This window comes from Pseudomonas shirazensis (assembly GCF_050496565.1).
Classification (GTDB): domain Bacteria; phylum Pseudomonadota; class Gammaproteobacteria; order Pseudomonadales; family Pseudomonadaceae; genus Aquipseudomonas; species Aquipseudomonas shirazensis_A.
This window is the reverse complement of the sequence record NZ_JBNWAE010000003.1, coordinates 115,223-135,236: the sequence shown is the minus strand read 5'-3', so window position 1 is coordinate 135,236 and position 20,014 is coordinate 115,223. Positions and strand designations below refer to the sequence as shown.

General features: G+C 58.4%; 20 protein-coding genes and 2 pseudogenes. 4 read left to right on the top strand and 18 right to left on the bottom strand.

Annotated features, from left to right (window positions below):
- The first annotated feature begins 201 nt into the window (after nucleotides 1-201).
- Entirely contained in the window at nucleotides 202-894 is a 693-nt protein-coding gene (locus ACQZ2L_RS06555) for a 3-oxoacid CoA-transferase subunit A (protein WP_430325293.1), read from the top strand.
- Nucleotides 895-902: 8 nt separating this feature from the next.
- Nucleotides 903-1,544, top strand: coding sequence for a 3-oxoacid CoA-transferase subunit B (locus ACQZ2L_RS06550; RefSeq protein ID WP_186521048.1), 642 nt, complete (start codon nucleotides 903-905; stop codon nucleotides 1,542-1,544).
- 133 nt (nucleotides 1,545-1,677) lie between these two features.
- Here the strand turns inward: ACQZ2L_RS06550 and ACQZ2L_RS06545 are convergent, their stop codons facing one another.
- The 9 genes and pseudogenes from ACQZ2L_RS06545 to ACQZ2L_RS06505 form a co-directional block, all read right to left on the bottom strand.
- Entirely contained in the window at nucleotides 1,678-1,824 is a 147-nt protein-coding gene (locus ACQZ2L_RS06545) for a DUF2474 domain-containing protein (RefSeq protein ID WP_430325292.1), read from the bottom strand.
- Complete coding sequence (gene cydB, locus ACQZ2L_RS06540) at nucleotides 1,824-2,831, bottom strand: cytochrome d ubiquinol oxidase subunit II (protein WP_430325291.1); 1,008 nt, start codon at nucleotides 2,829-2,831, stop codon at nucleotides 1,824-1,826. Before cydB ends, ACQZ2L_RS06545 begins: the two co-directional genes overlap by 1 nt.
- A 17-nt stretch (nucleotides 2,832-2,848) precedes the next feature.
- Nucleotides 2,849-3,865, bottom strand: a pseudogene (locus ACQZ2L_RS06535) (cytochrome ubiquinol oxidase subunit I); the annotation flags it as partial.
- A 403-nt stretch (nucleotides 3,866-4,268) separates the two neighbouring features.
- Complete coding sequence (locus ACQZ2L_RS06530; RefSeq protein WP_430325290.1) at nucleotides 4,269-4,502, bottom strand: hypothetical protein; 234 nt, start codon at nucleotides 4,500-4,502, stop codon at nucleotides 4,269-4,271.
- 133 nt (nucleotides 4,503-4,635) lie between these two features.
- Nucleotides 4,636-4,845 (bottom strand): hypothetical protein, encoded by a 210-nt coding sequence (locus ACQZ2L_RS06525; RefSeq protein ID WP_430325289.1) that lies wholly within the window; start codon nucleotides 4,843-4,845, stop codon nucleotides 4,636-4,638.
- 3 nt (nucleotides 4,846-4,848) lie between these two features.
- Nucleotides 4,849-4,998, bottom strand: a complete 150-nt coding sequence (locus tag ACQZ2L_RS06520) for a DUF2514 family protein (protein ID WP_430325288.1) — start codon at nucleotides 4,996-4,998, stop codon at nucleotides 4,849-4,851.
- On the bottom strand, nucleotides 4,982-5,485 hold the full coding sequence (locus ACQZ2L_RS06515; protein WP_430325287.1) for a DUF2441 domain-containing protein: 504 nt from the start codon (nucleotides 5,483-5,485) through the stop codon (nucleotides 4,982-4,984). The genes ACQZ2L_RS06520 and ACQZ2L_RS06515 overlap by 17 nt, the downstream gene beginning before the upstream one ends.
- Before the next feature lie 142 nt (nucleotides 5,486-5,627).
- Complete coding sequence (locus ACQZ2L_RS06510; protein WP_430325286.1) at nucleotides 5,628-5,837, bottom strand: hypothetical protein; 210 nt, start codon at nucleotides 5,835-5,837, stop codon at nucleotides 5,628-5,630.
- A gap of 67 nt (nucleotides 5,838-5,904) precedes the next feature.
- A pseudogene (locus ACQZ2L_RS06505) lies at nucleotides 5,905-6,000 on the bottom strand (DUF2514 domain-containing protein); the annotation flags it as partial.
- Between the two features lie 380 nt (nucleotides 6,001-6,380).
- Here ACQZ2L_RS06505 and ACQZ2L_RS06500 point away from each other — a divergent pair.
- The gene (locus ACQZ2L_RS06500) at nucleotides 6,381-6,596 is read left to right on the top strand and encodes a helix-turn-helix transcriptional regulator (protein ID WP_430325285.1); all 216 of its coding nucleotides are present in this window, start codon (nucleotides 6,381-6,383) and stop codon (nucleotides 6,594-6,596) included.
- A gap of 29 nt (nucleotides 6,597-6,625) precedes the next feature.
- Here ACQZ2L_RS06500 and ACQZ2L_RS06495 read toward each other — a convergent pair whose 3' ends face one another.
- From ACQZ2L_RS06495 to ACQZ2L_RS06480, 4 genes are all read right to left on the bottom strand, one after another.
- Nucleotides 6,626-6,871: a pyocin activator PrtN family protein gene (locus ACQZ2L_RS06495; RefSeq protein ID WP_430325284.1), complete on the bottom strand. Its 246-nt coding sequence runs from the start codon at nucleotides 6,869-6,871 to the stop codon at nucleotides 6,626-6,628.
- 140 nt (nucleotides 6,872-7,011) lie between these two features.
- Nucleotides 7,012-7,272, bottom strand: coding sequence for a hypothetical protein (locus ACQZ2L_RS06490; RefSeq protein ID WP_430325283.1), 261 nt, complete (start codon nucleotides 7,270-7,272; stop codon nucleotides 7,012-7,014).
- Nucleotides 7,269-7,631 carry a hypothetical protein gene (locus ACQZ2L_RS06485; protein ID WP_430325282.1) on the bottom strand — a complete coding sequence of 121 codons (363 nt, stop codon included), beginning with the start codon at nucleotides 7,629-7,631 and terminating at the stop codon, nucleotides 7,269-7,271. The genes ACQZ2L_RS06490 and ACQZ2L_RS06485 overlap by 4 nt, the downstream gene beginning before the upstream one ends.
- A complete protein-coding gene (locus tag ACQZ2L_RS06480) occupies nucleotides 7,628-8,254 on the bottom strand; it encodes a glycoside hydrolase family 19 protein (protein ID WP_430325281.1) in 627 nt (208 codons plus the stop codon). The genes ACQZ2L_RS06485 and ACQZ2L_RS06480 overlap by 4 nt, the downstream gene beginning before the upstream one ends.
- Nucleotides 8,255-8,447: 193 nt before the next feature.
- Here ACQZ2L_RS06480 and ACQZ2L_RS06475 point away from each other — a divergent pair, with 193 nt between their 5' ends.
- The gene (locus ACQZ2L_RS06475; protein ID WP_430325280.1) at nucleotides 8,448-9,323 is read left to right on the top strand and encodes a putative phage abortive infection protein; all 876 of its coding nucleotides are present in this window, start codon (nucleotides 8,448-8,450) and stop codon (nucleotides 9,321-9,323) included.
- Nucleotides 9,324-9,460: 137 nt separating this feature from the next.
- Here the strand turns inward: ACQZ2L_RS06475 and ACQZ2L_RS06470 are convergent, their stop codons facing one another.
- The 5 genes from ACQZ2L_RS06470 to ACQZ2L_RS06450 are packed head-to-tail and all read right to left on the bottom strand — an operon-like array spanning nucleotide 9,461 to nucleotide 19,973.
- On the bottom strand, nucleotides 9,461-12,058 hold the full coding sequence (locus ACQZ2L_RS06470; protein WP_430325279.1) for a hypothetical protein: 2,598 nt from the start codon (nucleotides 12,056-12,058) through the stop codon (nucleotides 9,461-9,463).
- 58 nt (nucleotides 12,059-12,116) lie between these two features.
- Nucleotides 12,117-12,737, bottom strand: a complete 621-nt coding sequence (locus ACQZ2L_RS06465; protein ID WP_430325278.1) for a hypothetical protein — start codon at nucleotides 12,735-12,737, stop codon at nucleotides 12,117-12,119.
- On the bottom strand, nucleotides 12,734-13,462 hold the full coding sequence (locus ACQZ2L_RS06460) for a hypothetical protein (RefSeq protein ID WP_430325277.1): 729 nt from the start codon (nucleotides 13,460-13,462) through the stop codon (nucleotides 12,734-12,736). The genes ACQZ2L_RS06465 and ACQZ2L_RS06460 overlap by 4 nt, the downstream gene beginning before the upstream one ends.
- On the bottom strand, nucleotides 13,462-14,433 hold the full coding sequence (locus ACQZ2L_RS06455) for a hypothetical protein (protein ID WP_430325276.1): 972 nt from the start codon (nucleotides 14,431-14,433) through the stop codon (nucleotides 13,462-13,464). The genes ACQZ2L_RS06460 and ACQZ2L_RS06455 overlap by 1 nt, the downstream gene beginning before the upstream one ends.
- A complete protein-coding gene (locus tag ACQZ2L_RS06450) occupies nucleotides 14,430-19,973 on the bottom strand; it encodes a tape measure protein (protein ID WP_430325275.1) in 5,544 nt (1,847 codons plus the stop codon). Before ACQZ2L_RS06450 ends, ACQZ2L_RS06455 begins: the two co-directional genes overlap by 4 nt.
- Between the last annotated feature and the right edge of the window lie 41 nt (nucleotides 19,974-20,014).

Genomic DNA, 20,014 nt, shown 5'->3' with positions numbered 1-20,014 from the left:
AGGTTACGACATTACTTAGCTGAATGCGCCTTCAAAAAAAGTGATTGATAATTGCCCACTTTGGCAGCCTCATGCTCAAAAGTTAGGACGGGTAAAGTCAAACTACTAAAACGCTCAAAACCCATCCCTGTTGCCGGTCGCCCCCAACTAGCTACACCCTCCGGCCGACACCGCTCATCTGAACTTACCGGGAGTCCCGCTTTGATCGATAAAACGCATGCGTCCATCGCCAGTGCCGTGGCCGATATCACCGACGGATCAACCCTTCTGGTCGGTGGCTTCGGCACCGCTGGCATGCCGTCCGAACTCATCGATGGGCTGATTGCCCTCGGCCTGCGTGACCTGACCATCATCAGCAACAACGCCGGCAATGGCGACACCGGGCTTGCCGCGTTGCTCAAGGCCGGTTGCGTGCGCAAGGTCATCTGCTCGTTCCCGCGCCAGTCCGATTCCTACGTCTTCGACGCCCTCTACCGGGCCGGCAAGATCGAGCTGGAGGTGGTGCCGCAAGGCAACCTGGCCGAACGCATTCGCGCTGCCGGCTCCGGCATCGGCGCGTTCTTCTCGCCGACCGGCTACGGCACCTTGCTGGCCGAGGGCAAGGAAACCCGTGAGATCGATGGCCGCCAGTACGTGCTGGAAATGCCGCTGCACGCCGACTTTGCCTTGATCAAGGCGCACAAGGGCGACCGCTGGGGCAACCTGACCTACCGCAAGGCTGCGCGCAACTTCGGGCCGATCATGGCCATGGCCGCCAAGACCGCCATCGTCCAGGTTGACCAGATCGTCGAGCTGGGCGAGCTGGACCCGGAACATATCATCACCCCGGGTATTTTCGTCCAACGCGTGGTTGCCGTCTCCAGCGCCGCCGCTCCAATCGCCAACGCTTCCTGAGGCCTGCCATGACCATCACCCAAAAGCTCTCCCGTACTGAAATGGCCCAGCGCGTGGCTGCGGACATCCAGGAAGGCGCCTACGTGAACCTGGGCATCGGCGCACCGACGCTGGTTGCCAACTACCTGGGCGACAAGGAAGTGTTCCTGCACAGCGAAAACGGCCTGCTGGGCATGGGGCCAAGCCCGGCACCCGGCGAGGAAGACGACGACCTGATCAATGCCGGCAAACAGCACGTGACCCTGCTGACCGGCGGTGCCTATTTCCACCATGCCGACTCGTTCTCGATGATGCGTGGCGGCCACCTGGATATCGCCGTACTGGGGGCGTTCCAGGTTTCGGTCAAGGGCGACCTGGCCAACTGGCACACCGGCGCAGAAGGCTCGATCCCGGCCGTGGGCGGCGCTATGGACCTGGCTACCGGCGCCCGCCAGGTGTTCGTGATGATGGACCACCTGACCAAGACCGGCGAAAGCAAGCTGGTGCCCGAGTGCACCTACCCGCTGACCGGTATTGGCTGCGTCAGCCGCATCTACACCGACCTTGCCGTACTGGACGTGACGCCTGACGGCCTGAAGGTCGTGGAAATCTGCGCAGACCTGTCGTTCCAGGCCTTGCAAGAGCTCAGTGGGGTGCCGCTGATCGAGTGATCCGGCACTGGCGCCTTGCCTTGGACGCTCATCAGCCCAACCCGGCATCGCGCCCCGACCACCCCGCTACCCACAAAACAAAGGCTGGCCATACTGATGGCCAGCCTTTGTTTTGCGGGTGCGGCGCAGCCATTCAGGACTGCATGCCGGCCAGCGACATCGCCACGCGTACAGCCATGGCCAGCACGCCCAGCGCGCCAACGCTGACGCCCCATATTCCCGCCATCCACAGCAGCTTGCTACCCAGGCGGGGCGATGATTGCGAGCCAACCTTGCCCATTAGTGGTACCCCTCCCCCACTTTGACCTTGCCGCGAAACACGTAGTAAGACCATGCGGAGTAACCCAGGATGAACGGGATGATGAACAACGCCCCGACCAGAGCGAAGCCCAGGCTCTGTGGCGGGCCTGCGGCGTCCCAGATCGTCAGGCTCGGTGGCAGCACGTAGGGCCAGATGCTGATCAACAGCCCGGTATAGCCCAGGAAGATCAGCACCAGCGACCACACGAACGGGCCGGCATGTGGCTCACCTCGCAGCGACCGCAGGATTGCCCAGGTAGCCAGTAGCACCAACAGCGGCACCGGCACGAAGAACCAGAAGTTCGGCAGGCTGAACCAGCGCTCGAAGATCGCCGGGTGAGTCAGCGGCGTCCAGATGCTGACCACCAGCATGGTCACAACCGTGGCCAGGGTGATTGGCGTGGCTGCGCGGATGATGCTGGCCTGCAAGGGCCCTTCGGTCTTGTAGACCAGCCAGGTGGCACCGAGCAGTGCATAAGCCACGACCACACCTAGCCCGCAGAACACGTTGAACAATGTCAGCCAGCTCATGACGCCATTTGTGGCAGCGCCATCGACGATCTGATGGCCTTCGATGAACGCCCCGAGGATCACGCCCTGGAAGAACGCTGCAGCGAATGAGCCGGACATGAATGCTCGGTCCCAGAAGGGCTTGTGCGCCTCGTCTGCCTTGAAACGAAACTCGAACGATACGCCTCGCCAGATCAGCCCGGCCAGCAAGCCCAGGGCTGGCAGGTACAGCGCGCTCAGCAGAATCGCATAGACCTTCGGGAAGGCCGCCATCAGCCCGGCGCCGCCCAGCACCAGCCAGGTTTCGTTGCCGTCCCATACCGGCGCCACGGTGTTGACCATGGTGTCGCGATGTTCGCGATCACGGATGAAAGGAAAGAGAATGCCGATTCCCAGGTCGAAGCCGTCGGTGATGACATACATCATCACCCCGAAGCCGATGATCAGGAACCAGATCAGCGGAAGATCAATACCCATGACAACGTCTCCCGTAGTCAATGTGTGGAGTTGGATGCGCCGGACAGTGACTCGTCCACCGCAGACAGCGGGCGAGCCGGGCGCTGGTTGTCAGCGATGTCCGCAGGGTGCGGCTCATCTGCCTGCGGCCCCTTGCGCACCAGGCGCAACATGTAGGTAATACCAGTGCCGAAGATGCCCAGGTACATCACCACCAGCACCACCAGGCCGACAGTCAGGGTCATGGCCGAATGCTCGGAGACCGCGTCCTTGGTGCGCATCAGCCCATACACGACCCACGGCTGACGGCCGATCTCGGTGACGTACCAACCTGCCAGCAATGCGATCAGCCCTGACGGCCCCATGCACAGGGCAAAGCGCGCCAGCATCGGGGACTGGTACAACCGCCCACGCCAAGGCATCCAGGCGCCCCACCCGCCAAGCAGAACCATCAGCAGGCCAAGCCCAACCATCACCCGGAAGCTCCAGAACAGCACAGTGGCGTTGGGCCGGTCCTCGCGCGGGAAGTCTTTCAGGCCAGCGATCTGCCCATCCAGCGAGTGGGTCAGAATCAAGCTCGCCAGGCGCGGAATCTCGACCTTGAAGCGGGTGGTTTGCGCCTCCATGTCAGGCCAGCCGAACAGGATCAACGGCACCCCCTCACCCGGGACATTGGCCCAGTGCCCTTCCACCGCGGCGATCTTCGCCGGCTGGTGCTTGAGGGTGTTCAGGCCATGCACGTCACCGATCAATACCTGCAGCGGGGCTGTGAACAGCAGCATCCACAACGCCATGGAGAACATGCGCTTGACTGCCGGGGTGTTATTGCCCTTGAGCAAGTGCCACGCGCCCGACGCGCCGACGAACAACGCCGTGGACAGCATGGCCGCAGTGACCATGTGCGCCAGGCGGTAGGGGAAAGACGGGTTGAAAATGATCGCCAACCAGTCCACCGGGATTACCACACCGTTGACCACCTCATGCCCCTGAGGGGTCTGCATCCAGCTGTTGGATGCGAGGATCCAGGTGGCAGAGATCATCGTGCCGACGGCAACACCAGCCACTACTCCGACGCTGAGTTAGGGCAGTTGATAGAGGCGGCAAACGAGGTTTCAGTAACGGACTCGCGTAGGCCGGTACTGGCAATTCTGAAAAGGAGGCGGGCTTGAATGGAGAAATCACGCAAAAGTCACGCACATGAAAAAGGCCACTCCTTACGGAAATGGCCTAAGTCATTGGGATTATTTGGTCGGGACGGAGTGATTCGAACACTCGACCCCTTGCACCCCATGCGTGCAGGACACTACTAAAGCCTTACGGAACAAGGCCTTGAGCGGGCGCTCGCTGCAAACGGTGCCGCACTCTGCAAGACCGAATTTCACAAACCCCCGAAAATCTCCCACGGGCTTCGGCCTGCGCCCGGTGTTCTGCCGACCTACGCCTTCCTTTGAATACGCCCTACCCTTCACCGCTGATCTCCGCCAGCCGGTCCTGCGTCATATTGTCAATCAGCACATACAGTCGCTGAACGTCCCGCGCCGGAATCGCCTTCAGGATCTCCAACGCCTCGACCAGGCTTTCGGTCCGAGCCTGGAAGATCATGCAGTTGACTGCGGTATCACACATGCTCAGCTCGGCCAGGCGCTTGCGCAGTAGTCCGTGAATTGCCGGGGGCAGGATGATGCCAGGCAAGAACTCGCCTGGCTGACTGCTGCTTTGACGACCGCTCAATCCCGTCTCTCCCTTTGGTAGAGAGGCCAGTATAGTCAGGCCGGCGGGCAAAGCTACCTCTAGGCACTGACGTCGCTCTGCCCGATGGAGATGATCAGTTCGCGGGATCGCGCTTTCCACTCAGGACTCCGAGCTGGTACTCGGTAACAGCCTGGGCATGGGCCTCATAAATCTGCCGCAGCCGCTCAATTTCAGGGGCTGGAGCGCCCATGTCCTTGGCTTCGTGATAGCGCTTCAGCGCCGCTGTGACCTGCAGGTACATCTCATGGTCAGGCATCAACAAGTCGCTTACATCCTCGCTCACTGGCTATACTCCTGATCTAATGAGGGCATTATACGACGCCTCGCAAGTCAGCCCAGCTGTCTTGGCTCGGTCATACGCCTGCGCCAGCTGTCCCACTTGAGCAATAGCACGTGCTAGAGCGCGGGAAACTGTGATTTTACATGATACGTCCACCTATAGTGACTGGGCACGGAACTATCCACTCCCATATTGGCTCACCCTCATGCCAGGGCAACCCCTGCCAATAAAGCTCGGCCAAATACGAACTCAAAATAGGTGTTTGCCTAGGAAATGTAATGAGCCTCATATCAGCCTTAAATGCACTGGGGCTTGAAAGCTCATAAATCGCATGATCGATTGATCCAAAGTTGGATCTGAACTGAAGCGCCGAATCAAGATCATCAACAGCAAACATACTTTGATATCTTGACGGCCTACTTGGAAACCTAGCACGCCTAATCCATTCAAAGAATATTTCAGCATGGGAATTTTGCTTGCTTGGTGTGTCTAGATTGCTTGAAACCAAGTAGTGATGACCATGCTGAGACAGCCCTTCCGGAAACAGTTCTATTGCAAAATCCTTCAAATGATCTTGGCTCAGTCTGTATAGTTGAGACAACTCACAAACATATCCATCTTTAAAGCAACTCAAACGGTCCACTGTAAATAGTCTCAAAATCTTCCTTAATATTTCAATTGGTTACTTTTGCGAGCTTTAGCTACTAGTTTTCTCATATACAGTGCTTGGGCACTAGACGCACTTCAAATACGAGATGTCTATTATACCTGCGCTCTCGAAACTATCAGTGCTTTGTGATCGGCTGTAGGCCGTAGGCATAAAGCTGGTAGTCCGTCACTGCCTGATAAGCTGACTCTGCAAGCACCCGCAGCCGCTCGACCTGGTCGGCCGGTTCACCGGCGTCCTGGGCCTCGTTGTACCGGCGCAGCGCCGCAGTGGCCTCCAAAATCAACGGCTCCCCTGCGCTTGTCAGCCCCATGATCGTCCTCTTCATGCTCTCATTCATCTGGCTTGATTAGCGCATTATAGGACGCCTCGCAAGCCAAGCGCGCTATCCTTGCTTACCCATAAGTTTTCGCCAGCTCTCCCGCTCGAGCATCAGCCCGTGCGAGTAGGTCGGAGAGCACTCTGGCGGAGCGGTTGGCTGCCTTGGCTCCGGCGATAGCGGCGGTGTAGGTGCAGCAACTGACTTCGCTGTCGAATAGATTCAGACCCGGGCAGTCTATTGAACCTACAATGTCAGTCTCTTCTCAGTGGAGGTCGCGTCAATGGAGCCAGAAATTATTCACATTCCTGAACTGGCCAGGTTGCTCGGCCGTTCCGAATCTGCCGTACGAAGCGCCAGGCAGGTCAGAGCACTGTGGCTCCCCCCAAGCTTCAAGCAGGGGCAGCGAGTTTGCTGGAGACTTGAGACAGTTCGTGAATTTTTAAAGGAATGGGAGCAGCGCGGCGGCATTCGGTCAAAGCCTGGGCGGAAGCGGAAATCACCGCCTATGCTTGCCCGGGTAATGTAGCCAACTGGTAACCGGAGGCCGTAATGATCTCAGCTGCGAATGACCGCTTCATGCGGCTTGATGAAGTGATAAAGGTGACAGGGCTGGGTAGGAACACCATCTACCGGAGAATTGGCGAAGGTACATTTCCTCGGCAGGTTCGGCTGGGACCTAAGTCCGTCGCTTGGCTACAATCGGCTATCTCCGCTTGGATGACATCGGTCGTAGAAGGCAGCCTGGCACCACTCGCTGATGACTGAATGATCACCTGCCGCGGCGCCGACGAAGATCAGACAAGCTTTTTTGCCTCAGCTCGGCGCGCATCAATGTAGGCAGCCAGATCATTTAGGTGGACTCCCCTAGCAGACTTTTGACTCCTCTCCATTGCGATGAGCGGCAATCGAATCTCACCTCGCGAGATCTTGAGTTTTAGTTTCTCCGGACTGAGGTGAGGGAAGTAGTCGGCGCACACCTTGTCTAAAGGAATCACTGCGAGACCATCGTACTGTGCCAGCAGTAGAAATTCAGTTCTCATCACTATGACCTTCGATGCCCCTGCTGAAACGTTCAGTCGGAATCCGATCGCTGCCCTTCACATACGAGGCGCATAAACCGGTCGTATCGGTTGCGTGGATGATCAGTTGGCCTGGCTGAAAAGGCTGAACTTTACTCAGCCTACCTGCAGGCAGTCACCGCAGCTACCAGTTGTTTCTCGTAGCCGATCCGCTGCCGGCGCTCCGCTAGAAGGGCCCGCACCTTCACCTCCAGGCTGTCGGCCTTACGCAGGCCGGCCGCTGCCCAAGGCGGCACGGCCACCTCCGGCGCGCGGCAGGGCACCTGCACGGGCACCTCGACGCGCACGTACTGGACCTGCGGCGGCGCCTTCGCTGCGCATCCGGCCAGTAGCACGCCGGCCAGCAGCACCTGCACTTTCATAGGTCAAGCTCCTTGTCGATGATCGAGGTGGCGGCCGCGCACTGGTCGCCACCAGTCCGTTCCTGCTGCAGGCGGTTCGCCGCGGCGTAGTCGGTGTCGGCACTGGCCCTGGCCACGCCCACGGCTTGCTCGGCGGCAGCCTGACGGCCGGTGGCGGCAAGCATCAGGTCGCCAATGGCCCTGCCCTGCTCCGTGGCCAGCCCGGCCAGGTTGTCGCGCGCGGCAGTGCACTGGGCGACCTGGTTCTGCTGATCATCCAGCAGCGGGCGGAAGTGGTGAGTAGTCACCCAAGTACCCACGGCCGTGCCCAGCAGGATCAGCAGGCCGTCGCCAGCGAGGCGCAGCGCCCAGGCATTCATGCCAGCACCCGCACGGCAATGTCATACAGCGCCTTGCGCTCAGCAGCGCCATGCGGGACGCGCCCAGGCTTGCCAGTATTGATGATGCTGCCGATGTCCTGGATGCGGCCGGCGTCGGCCAGCTCGTTGAGCCCATGCTTCGCCCACCACCACGCAGCGGACTGGGCAGCGTGATCGGCCTGCTCGAGCAATTCCGGCTGATCCTCCAGCGGCAGCCCAAGCGCGGCGCCGGCAGCCCGGTAGTTGTCACGCCCGGTCAGCTGAATCAGCGCACGCCCCCGGTACCGCCACCCATCGCCCGATGACTCAGGGCCATTCCCCATCCGTCCGCCGTAGACGCGGTTGGCGATCTTCTCCGGCTGCCGGGCGTATGCCGGCGCGGTCTGGGCGGTGAATCTGCTGGGCCAGGTGCGCACCAGAGCCTCGGCGCTGTAGTTCAGGTTCTCCACCAGCACGCGCAGTTGCCCCGACTCGTGGCCGATCTGCGCCAGGAACGCTGCGAGACGCAACCGGCTGTCGACCTTCCAGCGCGCGGCGGCGCGGTTCAGCGCAGGCAAAAAAATGCCCGCGACAGGGCGGGCTTTGGGTAGAACCTGCAGCAGCTGCTGCTCAGTGATCGGCATCCATTTTCTCCGGGCGTAAAAAAACCCGCACTTGGCGGGTTTCGAAGTGAGTATTTCGCTCAAGTGGCTGATGTGGCAGGCTGCATGACTGGGAAGCATACCGCAGTAGTTCTGGGCATACGCGTAATCAGGCATTAATTAGATACAGTTGCATGATTTGATAAGCGACTAACTGACAAAGGTAATAAATAGAATGGAACCTATCAATAATGCAATTACTGCAATACGAAACAAGTGGAGCCAGACTGTAGGAAAAATTACTACCGCAGGCATAACAATAGCAATTATAAGCTGCCTTTTGATATTTGTATTTGTATACCCATTTACTGTAATAGGCTCCCCTACAAAAGGTCCTGAAAAACTCGGCCCAATTGGAGACTTTGTTGGAGGGCTATTAAACCCCCTACTTTCCTTCGGCGCTTTCATAATTCTCATCAACACGTTTAGACAGCAACGAAAAGATGGTGCCCAGGCCGAAACAAATCATAATAAAATGCTGGAAAACCAAAGATTTTTTGATTTGATTTCGCTGACACACGAATCAGCTAGGGGCGTACATCTTACTCTCGAAAGAGATCTCGAACGCAGCCCCGCTTCTAGTAACCCGATTCTGGCTACTACAGAAACGTTCGAAAACCACCTAGCGATTGGGCAAACATGGAAACTACTCAAACCAGAAGTTGAAAAAATTGAGATCACACCAGAAGAATACGAAAGAGTCTATAAGAGCAGAATGAAGATTTACATTAAATGGAGAACCACCTACTGGCCAATCATAGGAAGCTATTTCGAAACAGTCTTGTTCATAATAGAGCAGTACGCGACTTACGACGTGAGCTCACATCAAAACGCACAATCAGAATTTTATGCGAGGATAATCAGACATCAGATGACTACCAGCGAGCGAAATATACTATTCTATGAAATGCTCCACTCGGATTCATACTACAAGCTAATGAGCAAATTGAATTCTAACTATTTCTGGAGGGGTGGTGGAGATGGCATGGACTCTCACCGAGCAGGCCTGATACAGCAAGCTGAGAATCATCATTCAGCTAATAATAATTAAATCCGACTGCAAATAACCCAGATCAAATTTTATACTGTAATGAGATGCGCTTTGACATCACCCAAGGCATCATTCCATTAAAATATAAATCGTGGTTGCCCCAAGAACGGCAACCACGCGAGTCTCCCCCTAAGTAGTTATGCGTGCAGGGACTGGCACGCAGCTACGCATCGCCACACAGAGCTGGTGAATGCCATTTTCACGTAGTAACTCGTCTGGTTAGGAGGAGGGGGAATCGTCTGGGTCACGGCGCCGTCCGCAGTGAATGTTAGGGTTGGGTTGGTCGGCGCCATCCTTACCGACACTTCAAAAATGTCACCCTCGATAGCGCCAACATTGCTCATGATGATGTTGTAGGTATAGGCGCCGGTTCCGGCATCCAGCCGAAGACGAGCAAGTCGTTTTGAGATTGCCTGCTGGAAGGTTTCGCTCCCCGCCGCATTTATCGCCCTTACACTGGAGTCAACTGTGTAGAAGCCATTGTTTTTGTGGAACCTGGTGCTCGGGCTGCTGTTTGTGACCAGGCGAGCGCCGTTGCACTTGAAGTCTCCAACCTTCACATCAATGCAGTCGCTCGTGATCACCACGTTAGTGGAGCAACTTTCGAGGTATGGCTCCCCAACATCGAAACCATTGTTGCCCCCGCTCACAGAGATACCCTGCGTCATGTAGGCAATTGAGCCCTTGCCGAGCTGACCGCCGATACCGCCAATGATGGAGATACCCTTCTTGACCCCTGTGTTACCGGTGAAGTCTGGGCGCATGCAGTAATCGCTGACCGTGTAGCGCCGGCAGTCATCGAGAATAATTCCGTCCCAGGTCGCCTCTGGGTAATAGAAGCTTGCTCGCAGGACAGATACCCCAGCGAGATAGGTGACGTTGCGCTGCCGGAGATGGATGCCGGATAGCGCGCAGTTGATGTGCAATCCATCGACCCAGCCGCCCGGCTTGCTGGTGGTCGTATTGCCGTTGATGCCCCTGCGCACGTAGATCCATTCGCACGAGCTGATCCAGAACCCCTCGACGTTGTCGCCGAACTCCCAGGCCGTTTCTACGCACTTCACATTGAAGTCGCTCATGTGAATGCCAATGCTCGTGCCCGCGGTGTACACCCCGTAGGTTTTGGCTTGGAGCGTTGGGTCTGCCTCGATCTTGTAGCCGCCCGTGACGTTGGTGTCAACGAGCGACAGCTTGTTCATGTTCCGGCTGTCGATGTTCTTCAGGAAATAGTAGTTGGGCGTGCGCAGTCCATAACCACCTGCATCGGAGTCCGGGCCCTTGATGTCGACGCGATGAATCTCGACCGCGTTCAAGTTGAAGAAGTCCGTCAGGTCTGAGCGGATGCCTGAAGCAAGCCCAGCCGACATCGGCATCAGGGTCAGGTCGGTGATGGAGGTCGTCAGTTTGATGCCGGCATTGACGATAACGATTCCCGCGCCGGTTACCTGAAGCTTGGTTTCTGTCCGGCTGAGTCCCGCAAGCTTGGTGCCCTGGCGTATGGTAAGCGTGGCGAAGGAATACGACCCTCGCCCATAACAGACGCTCATCGAAGAGTCATGGGCTCGCTGTAGCGCGAGGGTCTCATCAGCCCCTTTCCCGAGCGCGCCGAACCACGACACCTGAGCGATGCCGTTGTAGTCTCGAACCCATGCATATGCTCCAACGATCGTGACGCCGCCATCATCAGAAAACCCATCCGCAGATGCCTGGCGAATGAATGCCCCTGCAATTCCGCTTTGAGTGACTTCGACCCGCTGCGCAGCGCCGCTGTAGTTTCGCAACGCTGCATACGATGCCATCTTTTTCGAAGCCAGCAGCGCGCCAGCTACCGTTCCGCCTTCAAAGCCCGACAGAGCCGCACCTTTGTTAGGGTTGGTGGAATCCGAAAGGCTCAAGGTCAAGCTATCTACGGCCTGGAGACTGTCATTTGAGCGCCAGCCGGCAGTTTTGTAGATGTACTCCGTCTGATCTGCGGTGTTGAACCACACGTCGCCAAGCTCGAGCGGCAGGCCGTTGTCGCGCAACTCGGGGGTGGTATCAGTTGGCATGAGGTAACGATCGGTTCTCGCCTCGGCTGCTTCGGCCGTGGCGATTGCGATCTCAACCTGCTCGGTAACCGCTTCCACAGAGCTGATTCGGGCAATCTCGGCGGGCAGCCAGCCCTCGTCTATCTTGCCGTCACCCTTGGCGAGTGGAATTTTCCCCGGTTCTGGGTTCAAAGTGGCGGTTCCGCCAGTGACCACGGCTGCTGCAGCTGCCGCGCTCTCTGCTGCTGAAGCGCTGTCTTCTGCCGTTTGCTGCGCCAGTAACTCGACCTGCTCACGGTCCGCCCGCGCCGCCGATGCGCTGTCACCTGCGCTTTGCTCGGAGTGTTCGGCGGCAATCTGCGCCTGACTCACCGACTCCTGAATGACCTCGATCGCGCCCTGGGCTGCAACCGCGGCCGCACCAGCATCCTGCGCAGCTGTCTTTGCCGAAAGCACGACGCCGGTGTTCTGCTCAACCTCAGCTCGGTCTGCTTCTACGGCAGAAGCCGAGGCCAGCACAACCGCGGTGTTTGAACTGACCTGGGCGGCCTGCGCGTTAACCTGAGCGGCTTGGCTAGCAACAGTTGCAGCCATGCCGGTAACGGCCTGCCGATCAGCGGCAGTGGTGTCCTTTGCTTCCTGAATCTCACCAAGAAGCTGCACAGCTGCATCGATTTCCGGCCCAGTGTGGGCGCTGTTGTAAGCCATGTACTTTTCTCCGGGCACAAAAAAACCGGCTTTCGCCGGTCTTTGTAAGTTGGTTGGGTCAGGAAATAGCGAGGATGATGTTTCGCTCCAGTCCGTCCCGCGCATTTACGAAAATGTTCGTGACGTTCGTTGGCTTGGCTATGTCAGCTGAGTAGATAGCCATCGACGGCGAGGTCGCCCGTATCCGTCTCACGAACTGAGACCCGCCTGTCATCCCGGCTGTCCAAGAGCCTGCAAAGCCAGGCGTTGTAGCAAGACTCAGAATCAGAGTGTTGTTGGTCTCGGTGGCCACAGAAATGCGCTGATAGGGCGCGTTGTTGGCTGCAAGCCTGACCGAAGACCAACCTGTCGCCCGGAACACTGCCAGGCAGGCATAGATCACATTCGCGCCGCCCTTCTTGTATGTCGGCCGCTCTGTGAACGCCGTCAGGCGGGTGACGCAGACGTAGTCCTGGCTGCCGGGAGTCATCCGCTGCCAGCCACCAGAGGTCATCTCCGTTGAGATTGCCTCATCACCTGGCGACATCACGGCCACCAGCAGGTCGCCGGGCTGGGCGGCGGCTGGAATCTGCAATGAGACGCTGGCCGCCGAGGTCGTGAGGCTGTCTGTCGAACCTACGTACTCCCAGGGCGAGAGAATGTTGGCGGTTTTACCGAGGAGCAAGGCCGCTTCGATCATGCGCTTGCCCCTACCTTGCCAACCCAACCATTGCCCACCCAGATCAGGACCACCAGCGTCCAGAGCGGTCCCAGCAAAGGCTCGCGGCCGGCGTCCCATTTAATCCCCGAGGGCCAGGTGATGGTTGCCGCGCCAGTGATGTTCAGCATCGCTGTCATGGCGCGAGCAGCGGCGGGGGCATTGGTTATAGCCAGAGTGCGAGGCGCGCTGGCGTCCACCTGGAACACCTGAGCAATCGACATGTCCAGGGTCGTGGTGGCAGTTGCAGTGTCCAGGTCGTAACGCTTAAGGCTTCCCGAGTACTCGACGCCCGTCCCGTCTGGTTTGGCCACCAACGGGAGGCCTCCTTTCCCGGCCGTAGCTGGCAGACCGGCGCCGGCCTGCGCAGCCGCAGCTGCAGCCTGGGCGGAGTCGCGGTATGTCTTGGCCGAGTCCGCCTGACTCTTCGCGCCTGATGCCTGCTGCGCAGCCGACTGACTGCTCTGTGACGCAGCGTTTGCTCTCTGGGTAGCGAGCTCTACCTGAAAAGCGCCGTTGGTGGTGGCCAACTGAGCGCTCTCGGCTGCAGCTTCCGCTTGGCTGGCAATAAAGTCGATCGACTGGTTCATCTGCCCCGCAAACTGGGGCAGCGCACCCATGAAGCTGTCGGCCTGAGCAGCAAACGTGCCCGCCGAGTTCTGCCGGCTGGGTGCTTCGGGCAATGGAGTGATAGAAGGGATAGCCATCAAATGAGTCCTTCGACAGAAATTGTACAGTCCGACGCTTCCGGGCCGCTGATCACCAGGTTGAATTCCTTGTAGTAGCCGTAGAGGATCGTTGACTCGTAGCTTGCCTCCCCAATCCAGACCAGGGGCTTAGCTCGATACTTGCTGAGCAGGCGCTGCACTTGGGACACCATGCTCGTCTGCACCATGACATCGAAGTCGGCGCGCTTGGAGTAACCACGTTCTACGATGATCACATTCCCGAAATCATCGCGTTCCTTCCGGCTGTAGTCGGTGATCCCGACTGAACTACCGTAGAGCGCTTGACCCAGAACGGCAGCTTTACCGAGGATCAGCGCACCGATTTGAGCGATACCGCCAGGCTTGGAAATGCTGATTTCAATTGAGCCGTAACTGCCCGCCGGAACGCCCATCAGCACGAAGTCTTCGTTTACTTCCACCGGCGTGAAGAAATAGTCGTACCAGTTGTTGATTCCGTCCGCAGACACCGGCGAAACGCTGGATTCATAAACAATGCCTTGATACGGATCCACAACCCGCACGTACAGAGACGCAGCGTCCAGGCCGAAGAAGGCAAGCGAATCCACTGCCCGTCCAGGCGCAAGGGTTACCTTGATGCTTTCCGGGTTGGTGGTAGCGGTACCGATCTTGTCATCGAACATCCTCCACCGATTGGTAGGGCCGAGATCAAGCCAAATCGGAGGATCGACAGCCGCGCCATCAGGTCGCTTGTTGGTGTTAGCAGTAAACGCCTCATAGTTTCGGTGATCGAGCATGACAAGATCACCGATGGCATACGCCTTAGTCGGCTGCCACAGATCATGGTCCGTCTCTGGAACATTGGTCAGCAGCGATGCGACCTGAAAAGTCTGCCCAACTTGAACCACTAAAGGCTCATTGTTGGGCTCCACCAAAAACGCTTCCATCACCGCCATGCTAGGCGTGATTTCAACGGGCTCAATGATCCTCACGAAAACAACTCCTGTTCCAGTTTCTGCGGTAGCAGGTCGGTGTTCTTCGCTGCTTTCTGCGTGTACTTGGCGATCGCGAACAACGCTGACTTCAGCTCAGCCCTGAGCTCTCGCACTTCGGCCGCCGTCGCCCCGCCTTTGTCACCGCCGAGCATCGCAGCAGTCTGGCTGGCGTTGTAGATACGGCTTGGGCCAGTAACCTCCAACTCTGGCCCCCGCTCGCCCACCAGCCGCAGGCCGCCGCTAAAGACACCACCGCTCGCAAATCCTGGAACAAGGACATTCTCGCCGTTGATCCGCCCTTGGCGTGCAATGCTCGCCATCAGCTCGTCATAGGTGACGAGACCTCCTGAAAGAGCGCCGGCCCAGTCAGCGAGCCCTTTGGCATCCGCATCCCGACCAAGCACCGTTCGATACACTGCACGGACGATCGCTGCGTTGTTGTCGAAGGTGTTCTGCCGCGCTGAGTCGTCACCCTTGATCGCTAGTGAAGCGACAACGGCCTGACTCAGGCTGTTGACGGCAGCAGCCACCGAGACCACGGAATTGTCGACGCCGTTGAGAGCATCGATCTGAGCCTGAGCAAGCGTGAGCTGTGCATCGTATTGGCTCATCTGCAGGTCATAGGATTTCTTGGCTTGGTCAATCTGCGCCTTCAGACCCTCCAGCGACTTCTCTGCCGAGGTGAGCTGCTTTCCGTTGAGCGCGTTCAGTTCGGCCACTACGTTAGCTGTCCGCCCTTGGTCCCTGGCGAAAGCCTCCATGGATCCGTACATATCAGTGTTGTTACTGCTGACCGTGTCCAGCGCATCGTCCAGGCCGGTGAACCCAGACAACGACTTCCCAGATCGCGCCGTCACCAGCGCGCTTTGAAGCGTGGCCTGTGCCTGCGCACGCAGCATCTTCACGGCGTCATCCGAATCACCGCGTAGCGCCTTGAGGGCCGAGCTCAGATTAACGCTAACAGCACTCAGCCCGTTGACCTTCTCGGTTACGGTGCTGACCATATCGTTGAGTGACGAGCTGGTAGCGTTGTACGCCTCGGTGAGCTTCTTCTGCTGGGAAGAGACTGCCCGCTGGACCGCGCTGAAAGCATTGCTCAAGCCGTCTTGCAACTGCTGGGCCGTGGCTGCCGCCGCGGCATTCGCCTTCGTTTCAAGGATGTCGTACGCCTGGGCAGCGGAACCAGCGGCGCCGATGAGCGTGAGGTACATGCTCTGCCCCGACTCGGTAGTCAGATCGAGCGCTTCGACCACCTTTCGATAGGCTTCCCGGGTGTCGGGAAGCGTGACGTTCATGTCCTTGAACTGCTGCTGAATCAGCCCGAGTGACTTATCGGCCCGCTCCGAGTCACTGAAAAAACCCTCAAAGTATGTGTTCAAGCTTTGGGTGTATGTCTCTAGTCCGCCGGCAGCGGCTACGAGCGCGTTAGCCAGTTCCATCGACCGTGGCGACAGCCGAAGCATTGTCACGTCGATGAGATCAAGCGTTGCATTGAAGCTTTCAAAAGCTGCGATCTTGGCTGCGAGCTCAGAGAAACTACCCCCCAGACCGAGAGCGCCTTGATCGATGTGTGCAACCATCTGGTCAGCGAAGCCGCTGAACATCTCGTTGATGGCCGCCTGGATTTCTTCTTGGGTTTTCCCTTTGGTCGATATCTTCTGACGGGCGATCGTCAGCCCTGCAAATGCGCCCTCTCCCACTGACACGCCAATACGTGCCAATAGATCGGCCACACTATCCTCGGTCTCCTCGTAGGTCTGTTGCAGAGCAGATGCAAATTCAGGTTCGAGCGCCGAGTAGCGAGTTCTCTTTTTGCTCGAACTGAACAGCCCGCCTTTCTTCTTCTGGTAGATATATTGCTGGCCGTCGAACTCGCCGTTTTGCACACCCAGCGACAAGCCCCCATCTTTGGTCTGCCACTTCCCACCGAAGAGCTTGCTGCTGACAGTCCCAAGTACAGACCCAAAAAGAGCCGACCCGGAAAGGATGGCAGCGATCTTCCCGCCAAACAGCTTGCTGAAGACCTTGTCGGTGATGCCAACATTGAAGGCCGGCTCCATCAAGATCCCGCCGGCTGCCAGCGTGTTCTTGTCGGTGAGCGTTTCCATCATGTCGTAGCGGTAGCCTTTGTCATAAATCTTGCCGCTTTGGTAGGCCGCAGTGACAGCGGCTACTACCCAGCCGACCGGATTTGAGGCCATCGCCGCAAACTGGGCTCCGAGACCGCCTGATATCCCAGCGGCTGCGGTGCCAGCACCAGCGTACGCAGCACCGCCAATGCCGATATTGGTTCCAACCGTAGCAGCGCCCTGAGCAACTGCGCCCTGGAGAGCAGCAGAGGTGGCCGCATTGGCAGCGATCTGAGAGCTAGAGCTGCCCAAGATAGACCCCACAACACTGCTGAACCCGCTTGAAAGACTACTGGTCAAGCCGCTGAATAGGTTCGCGTAGTAGCTGTAGCCACCGTTGATAGCCCCGCCGAGGCCGCCAGACGCCCACCCAGAGGCTACGCTCGAACCCACGCCAGTCACTGCGCTGTAGAGCTTATAAAGCATGCTGCCGGCATTGGTCAGAGTACTCATCATTCCTCCGCCACCGCCGGTGCTGCTTCCGTTAGCACCGCCCAGCAGCTTGCCCCACACGGAGGAAAGCCCCTGGCCGTTGTCAGCTCCGGTCAGCCAGTTACTGATCGAGGCCAGCAGAGGCTTGGTGGTGAGCATGTGCGCGATCTCGCCGAGCGTCTGTTTGAAGCCTTTCTTCAGGTTGTCCCACAGGCTCTCGGCGCCGCTGCCGATATTGCCCCACGCTGTGGCGAAGGCTTCGTCGATTCGATCAATTGCCCCCTCAGTCATCTGGCCCCACAGTGTTGCCTTGCTGCGGTTGACCTCGTATTCATTCCCAAGCTTGAGCAGCGCAGCTTGGTAATTGGCAGCGTTTTCGGGGTACAACGCCATCGCAGCGTTGAGCGCTTTTTGATCTTCGGCGTAATCCTTGAGCAGCTTGGCTTCCGGATACAGTCGATCCATGAGGCCCCCTACGCTACCAGCGCGCTGAGCCACCCGCACGGCCTCCTGCTGCGCCTCGGTAGCGGCGAGAAGCTGCTTGTACTCCTCACTGCCAACTGCAATGTTTTTCCCGGCCAGTGCGACAGTCATGGATTTCTGAACGTTGTAGGCCGCAAGCGCATCGGCTCCCATCAACGTAGCCTGGGCCTGAGCAATGATGTCAGCCGTCTCGCGGCCCACATCGTAGGCAGCCTTGCTGATGTTCAGCTTGTCCTGCGCATCCTGCTGGGCATTGATCGCCTTCTCGACCTCCTGGCGCGCGGCTGAGCCGGCCTTGAGCAGCGCTTCATCAACCTTCTGCTGCAGGCTGAATTCTCGCGAATTGTCGGTACCGGCTTGGTAGGCCGCAGCCAGACCCGTTGCAGACTTTATGGCTATGTCGGCCTGAGTCTTCAGGTCCGTCAACGCCTTGGCCTGATTCTTCGCCTCGGTAGCTGCTTCTTTGGCCGCGCTGGTCCCTTCTTCGGTTGATTTGGTCGCAGCAGCATCGGCAGCTTTCTGTGCGTCCTTCGCTGCCGCCGCCGAGCGGATGGCGACAACCATCTCATCGGTAAGAAGGGTGTTCTCAGCGATGAATCGATTTGCGGCCTGCAGGGCTGTCTTGTCCTGCGCGGTACCGAGTTGCTTCTGCAGCTGCTCCAGGTACTTTTGACCGACTCCAGCTGCAGCGGCTTTTGCAGCGTCGTTCTCACGCTGAGCGCGAGTAAGCTCGTCGGTTTCACCAGTGAGCTGGACGACTGTATCTTTGAGCACACTCAGATCTTTAGCGGCCTTCGCTGACGAACTGCCGCTTGCTTCAATGGCAACGGCCATTGCCTCGGTGACGCCAGGCACAAGCCGCAGCTCGTCAGCCACTGCCTTCCAATCAACCGTAATGCCGGCGGCCTGATCACTCGAAGCTTTACGGACTCGGTCAAGTGCAGCCTGGACATCATCAGGAAGACCGACCAGGCCGGCCATCAAGCCGTCTGCGCCTGCCGCCCCCATGTTGCGTAGGTCATTCTCAAATCGGTCGGCAATCGCGCCAGACATTTGAGTGACCTTGCTCTGAGTCTCCTCAATGTTCTGTTGAAGGCCGCGGAGCGTGACTGACTGACCGGCGCGGTCAAGTTCGCCGAACCGTTGGATCAACTTCTCAATTGGGTCCGACAGATCACCGAGCTTCCTCTCAAGGTCACCAGTGTTGTCTCGGAGCGTGATAAACGCCGTCGCTGCGCCCATTGCGAGCACTGCGATACCCACAGGCCCGCCAAGCAAACCGAGCAATGTACGGCCTGTGCCTACGATTGCAGCTTGGGCGGCGCCAACTGCTGCTGTTGCACGGGACTCGACCATGCGAGCCTCTGCGAGCTGCAACGACAGTTGCGTTTGCACTGCAGTACCCTTCGCCGCAATCGCCTCTTTTTGCGCAAGGAATACGGCAGTCTGGGCCTTTTGCTGATCAGCCTGGGCGGCGAGCAGTACCGAAGTGGCCTGCGCACGGCGAGCCATCGTGTCCTCGAGGGCGGCCTTAGCCGACAACACCGATCCTGCGGTAGAGGCCGCCAAGCTGCGAGCGTAGACAGCAAGCGCACCCACCGCAGCAACACCAGCAATTTCGGCGAGCGTTCCGAAGTTGTCGGCCAGGCTGCCGATGCCTGCGGCGAGTATCCCCGTGAAGTCGGTCGATTCATTCAGCTGGCCGACGTACACCGAAAACGCATTGTTCAGTGCAACCAGGGCGTCTCGAACGGCCACACCCATGCTGTCGGCGAGCAGACCATTGGCTTCGGCGCTCTTCTGAAAGCCTTCGGTGAGAGTGTCGAGGCTGAGTTTTCCCTGAGCGCCCAGGCTGCGGATCTCTTCAGCTGACTTGCCAGTTGCCTTTGAAACGGTGTCCACAACGGTCGGCATGGCAGCAAGGATTGCTTGCCAGGAATCTGCATCAATCTTCCCGGTTTGCAGCGATTTGGAGTAAGCATCGATCGCCGAGCTAGCCTTGTCCGCCGAGGCCGAGTTCGTCACGAGCAAGTAGCTGAAACTGTCCATCACATCCATGGACTGGTCGGCGCTCAGCCCCATCGAACGCAGGCTGTCAGAGGTCCGGATGTAAAGCTCTTGCGCCTCTTCCAAGGGACGGTAGGTGCGGTTGGCGGTGGCGAGCAGGCGCTCCTGAGCCGTGTTGTACTCGCCGAAGCTTTTGGTAGCGAGACCAATCCGGTCTGACATCTGCGAATAGGAGTCGGCGGTTTTGAGGATGGTACCGATGGATGCGGCGCCCACGGCGGCTGCCAGCGCATTTCTAATCAGCCCCCCAGCGCTCTGGGCGCTCTCCCCTGCGCGGTCAAACGCCGTGTCGATGCGCACGAGGCTGGCATCCATTTTACCTGCCGACTGAGCTACTGCTGCCTCGCCGCGGGCAACCTCTTGGCGCAACTGGGCCGTCGTCGCCTCAATCCTGATCAGCAGCCCTTGTACGTCGGCGTCAGCCATTTACTTTTCCTCAGTCGAAAAAAAACCGCTCAAAGCGGTGC

Excerpts from the sequence above, each read along its gene's own strand:
- ACQZ2L_RS06475 (WP_430325280.1), top strand. The coding sequence starts at position 8,448 with ATGGAACCTATCAATAATGCAATTACTGCAATACGAAACAAGTGGAGC.
- ACQZ2L_RS06500 (WP_430325285.1), top strand. The coding sequence starts at position 6,381 with ATGATCTCAGCTGCGAATGACCGCTTCATGCGGCTTGATGAAGTGATA.
- ACQZ2L_RS06480 (WP_430325281.1), bottom strand. The coding sequence starts at position 8,254 with ATGCCGATCACTGAGCAGCAGCTGCTGCAGGTTCTACCCAAAGCCCGC.
- ACQZ2L_RS06495 (WP_430325284.1), bottom strand. The coding sequence starts at position 6,871 with ATGAGAACTGAATTTCTACTGCTGGCACAGTACGATGGTCTCGCAGTG.
- cydB (WP_430325291.1), bottom strand. The coding sequence starts at position 2,831 with ATGGGTATTGATCTTCCGCTGATCTGGTTCCTGATCATCGGCTTCGGG.
- ACQZ2L_RS06485 (WP_430325282.1), bottom strand. The coding sequence starts at position 7,631 with ATGAATGCCTGGGCGCTGCGCCTCGCTGGCGACGGCCTGCTGATCCTG.
- ACQZ2L_RS06450 (WP_430325275.1), bottom strand. The coding sequence starts at position 19,973 with ATGGCTGACGCCGACGTACAAGGGCTGCTGATCAGGATTGAGGCGACG.
- ACQZ2L_RS06550 (WP_186521048.1), top strand. The coding sequence starts at position 903 with ATGACCATCACCCAAAAGCTCTCCCGTACTGAAATGGCCCAGCGCGTG.
- ACQZ2L_RS06470 (WP_430325279.1), bottom strand. The coding sequence starts at position 12,058 with ATGGCTTACAACAGCGCCCACACTGGGCCGGAAATCGATGCAGCTGTG.
- ACQZ2L_RS06460 (WP_430325277.1), bottom strand. The coding sequence starts at position 13,462 with ATGGCTATCCCTTCTATCACTCCATTGCCCGAAGCACCCAGCCGGCAG.
- ACQZ2L_RS06465 (WP_430325278.1), bottom strand. The coding sequence starts at position 12,737 with ATGATCGAAGCGGCCTTGCTCCTCGGTAAAACCGCCAACATTCTCTCG.
- ACQZ2L_RS06510 (WP_430325286.1), bottom strand. The coding sequence starts at position 5,837 with ATGAAGAGGACGATCATGGGGCTGACAAGCGCAGGGGAGCCGTTGATT.
- ACQZ2L_RS06545 (WP_430325292.1), bottom strand. The coding sequence starts at position 1,824 with ATGGGCAAGGTTGGCTCGCAATCATCGCCCCGCCTGGGTAGCAAGCTG.
- ACQZ2L_RS06490 (WP_430325283.1), bottom strand. The coding sequence starts at position 7,272 with ATGAAAGTGCAGGTGCTGCTGGCCGGCGTGCTACTGGCCGGATGCGCA.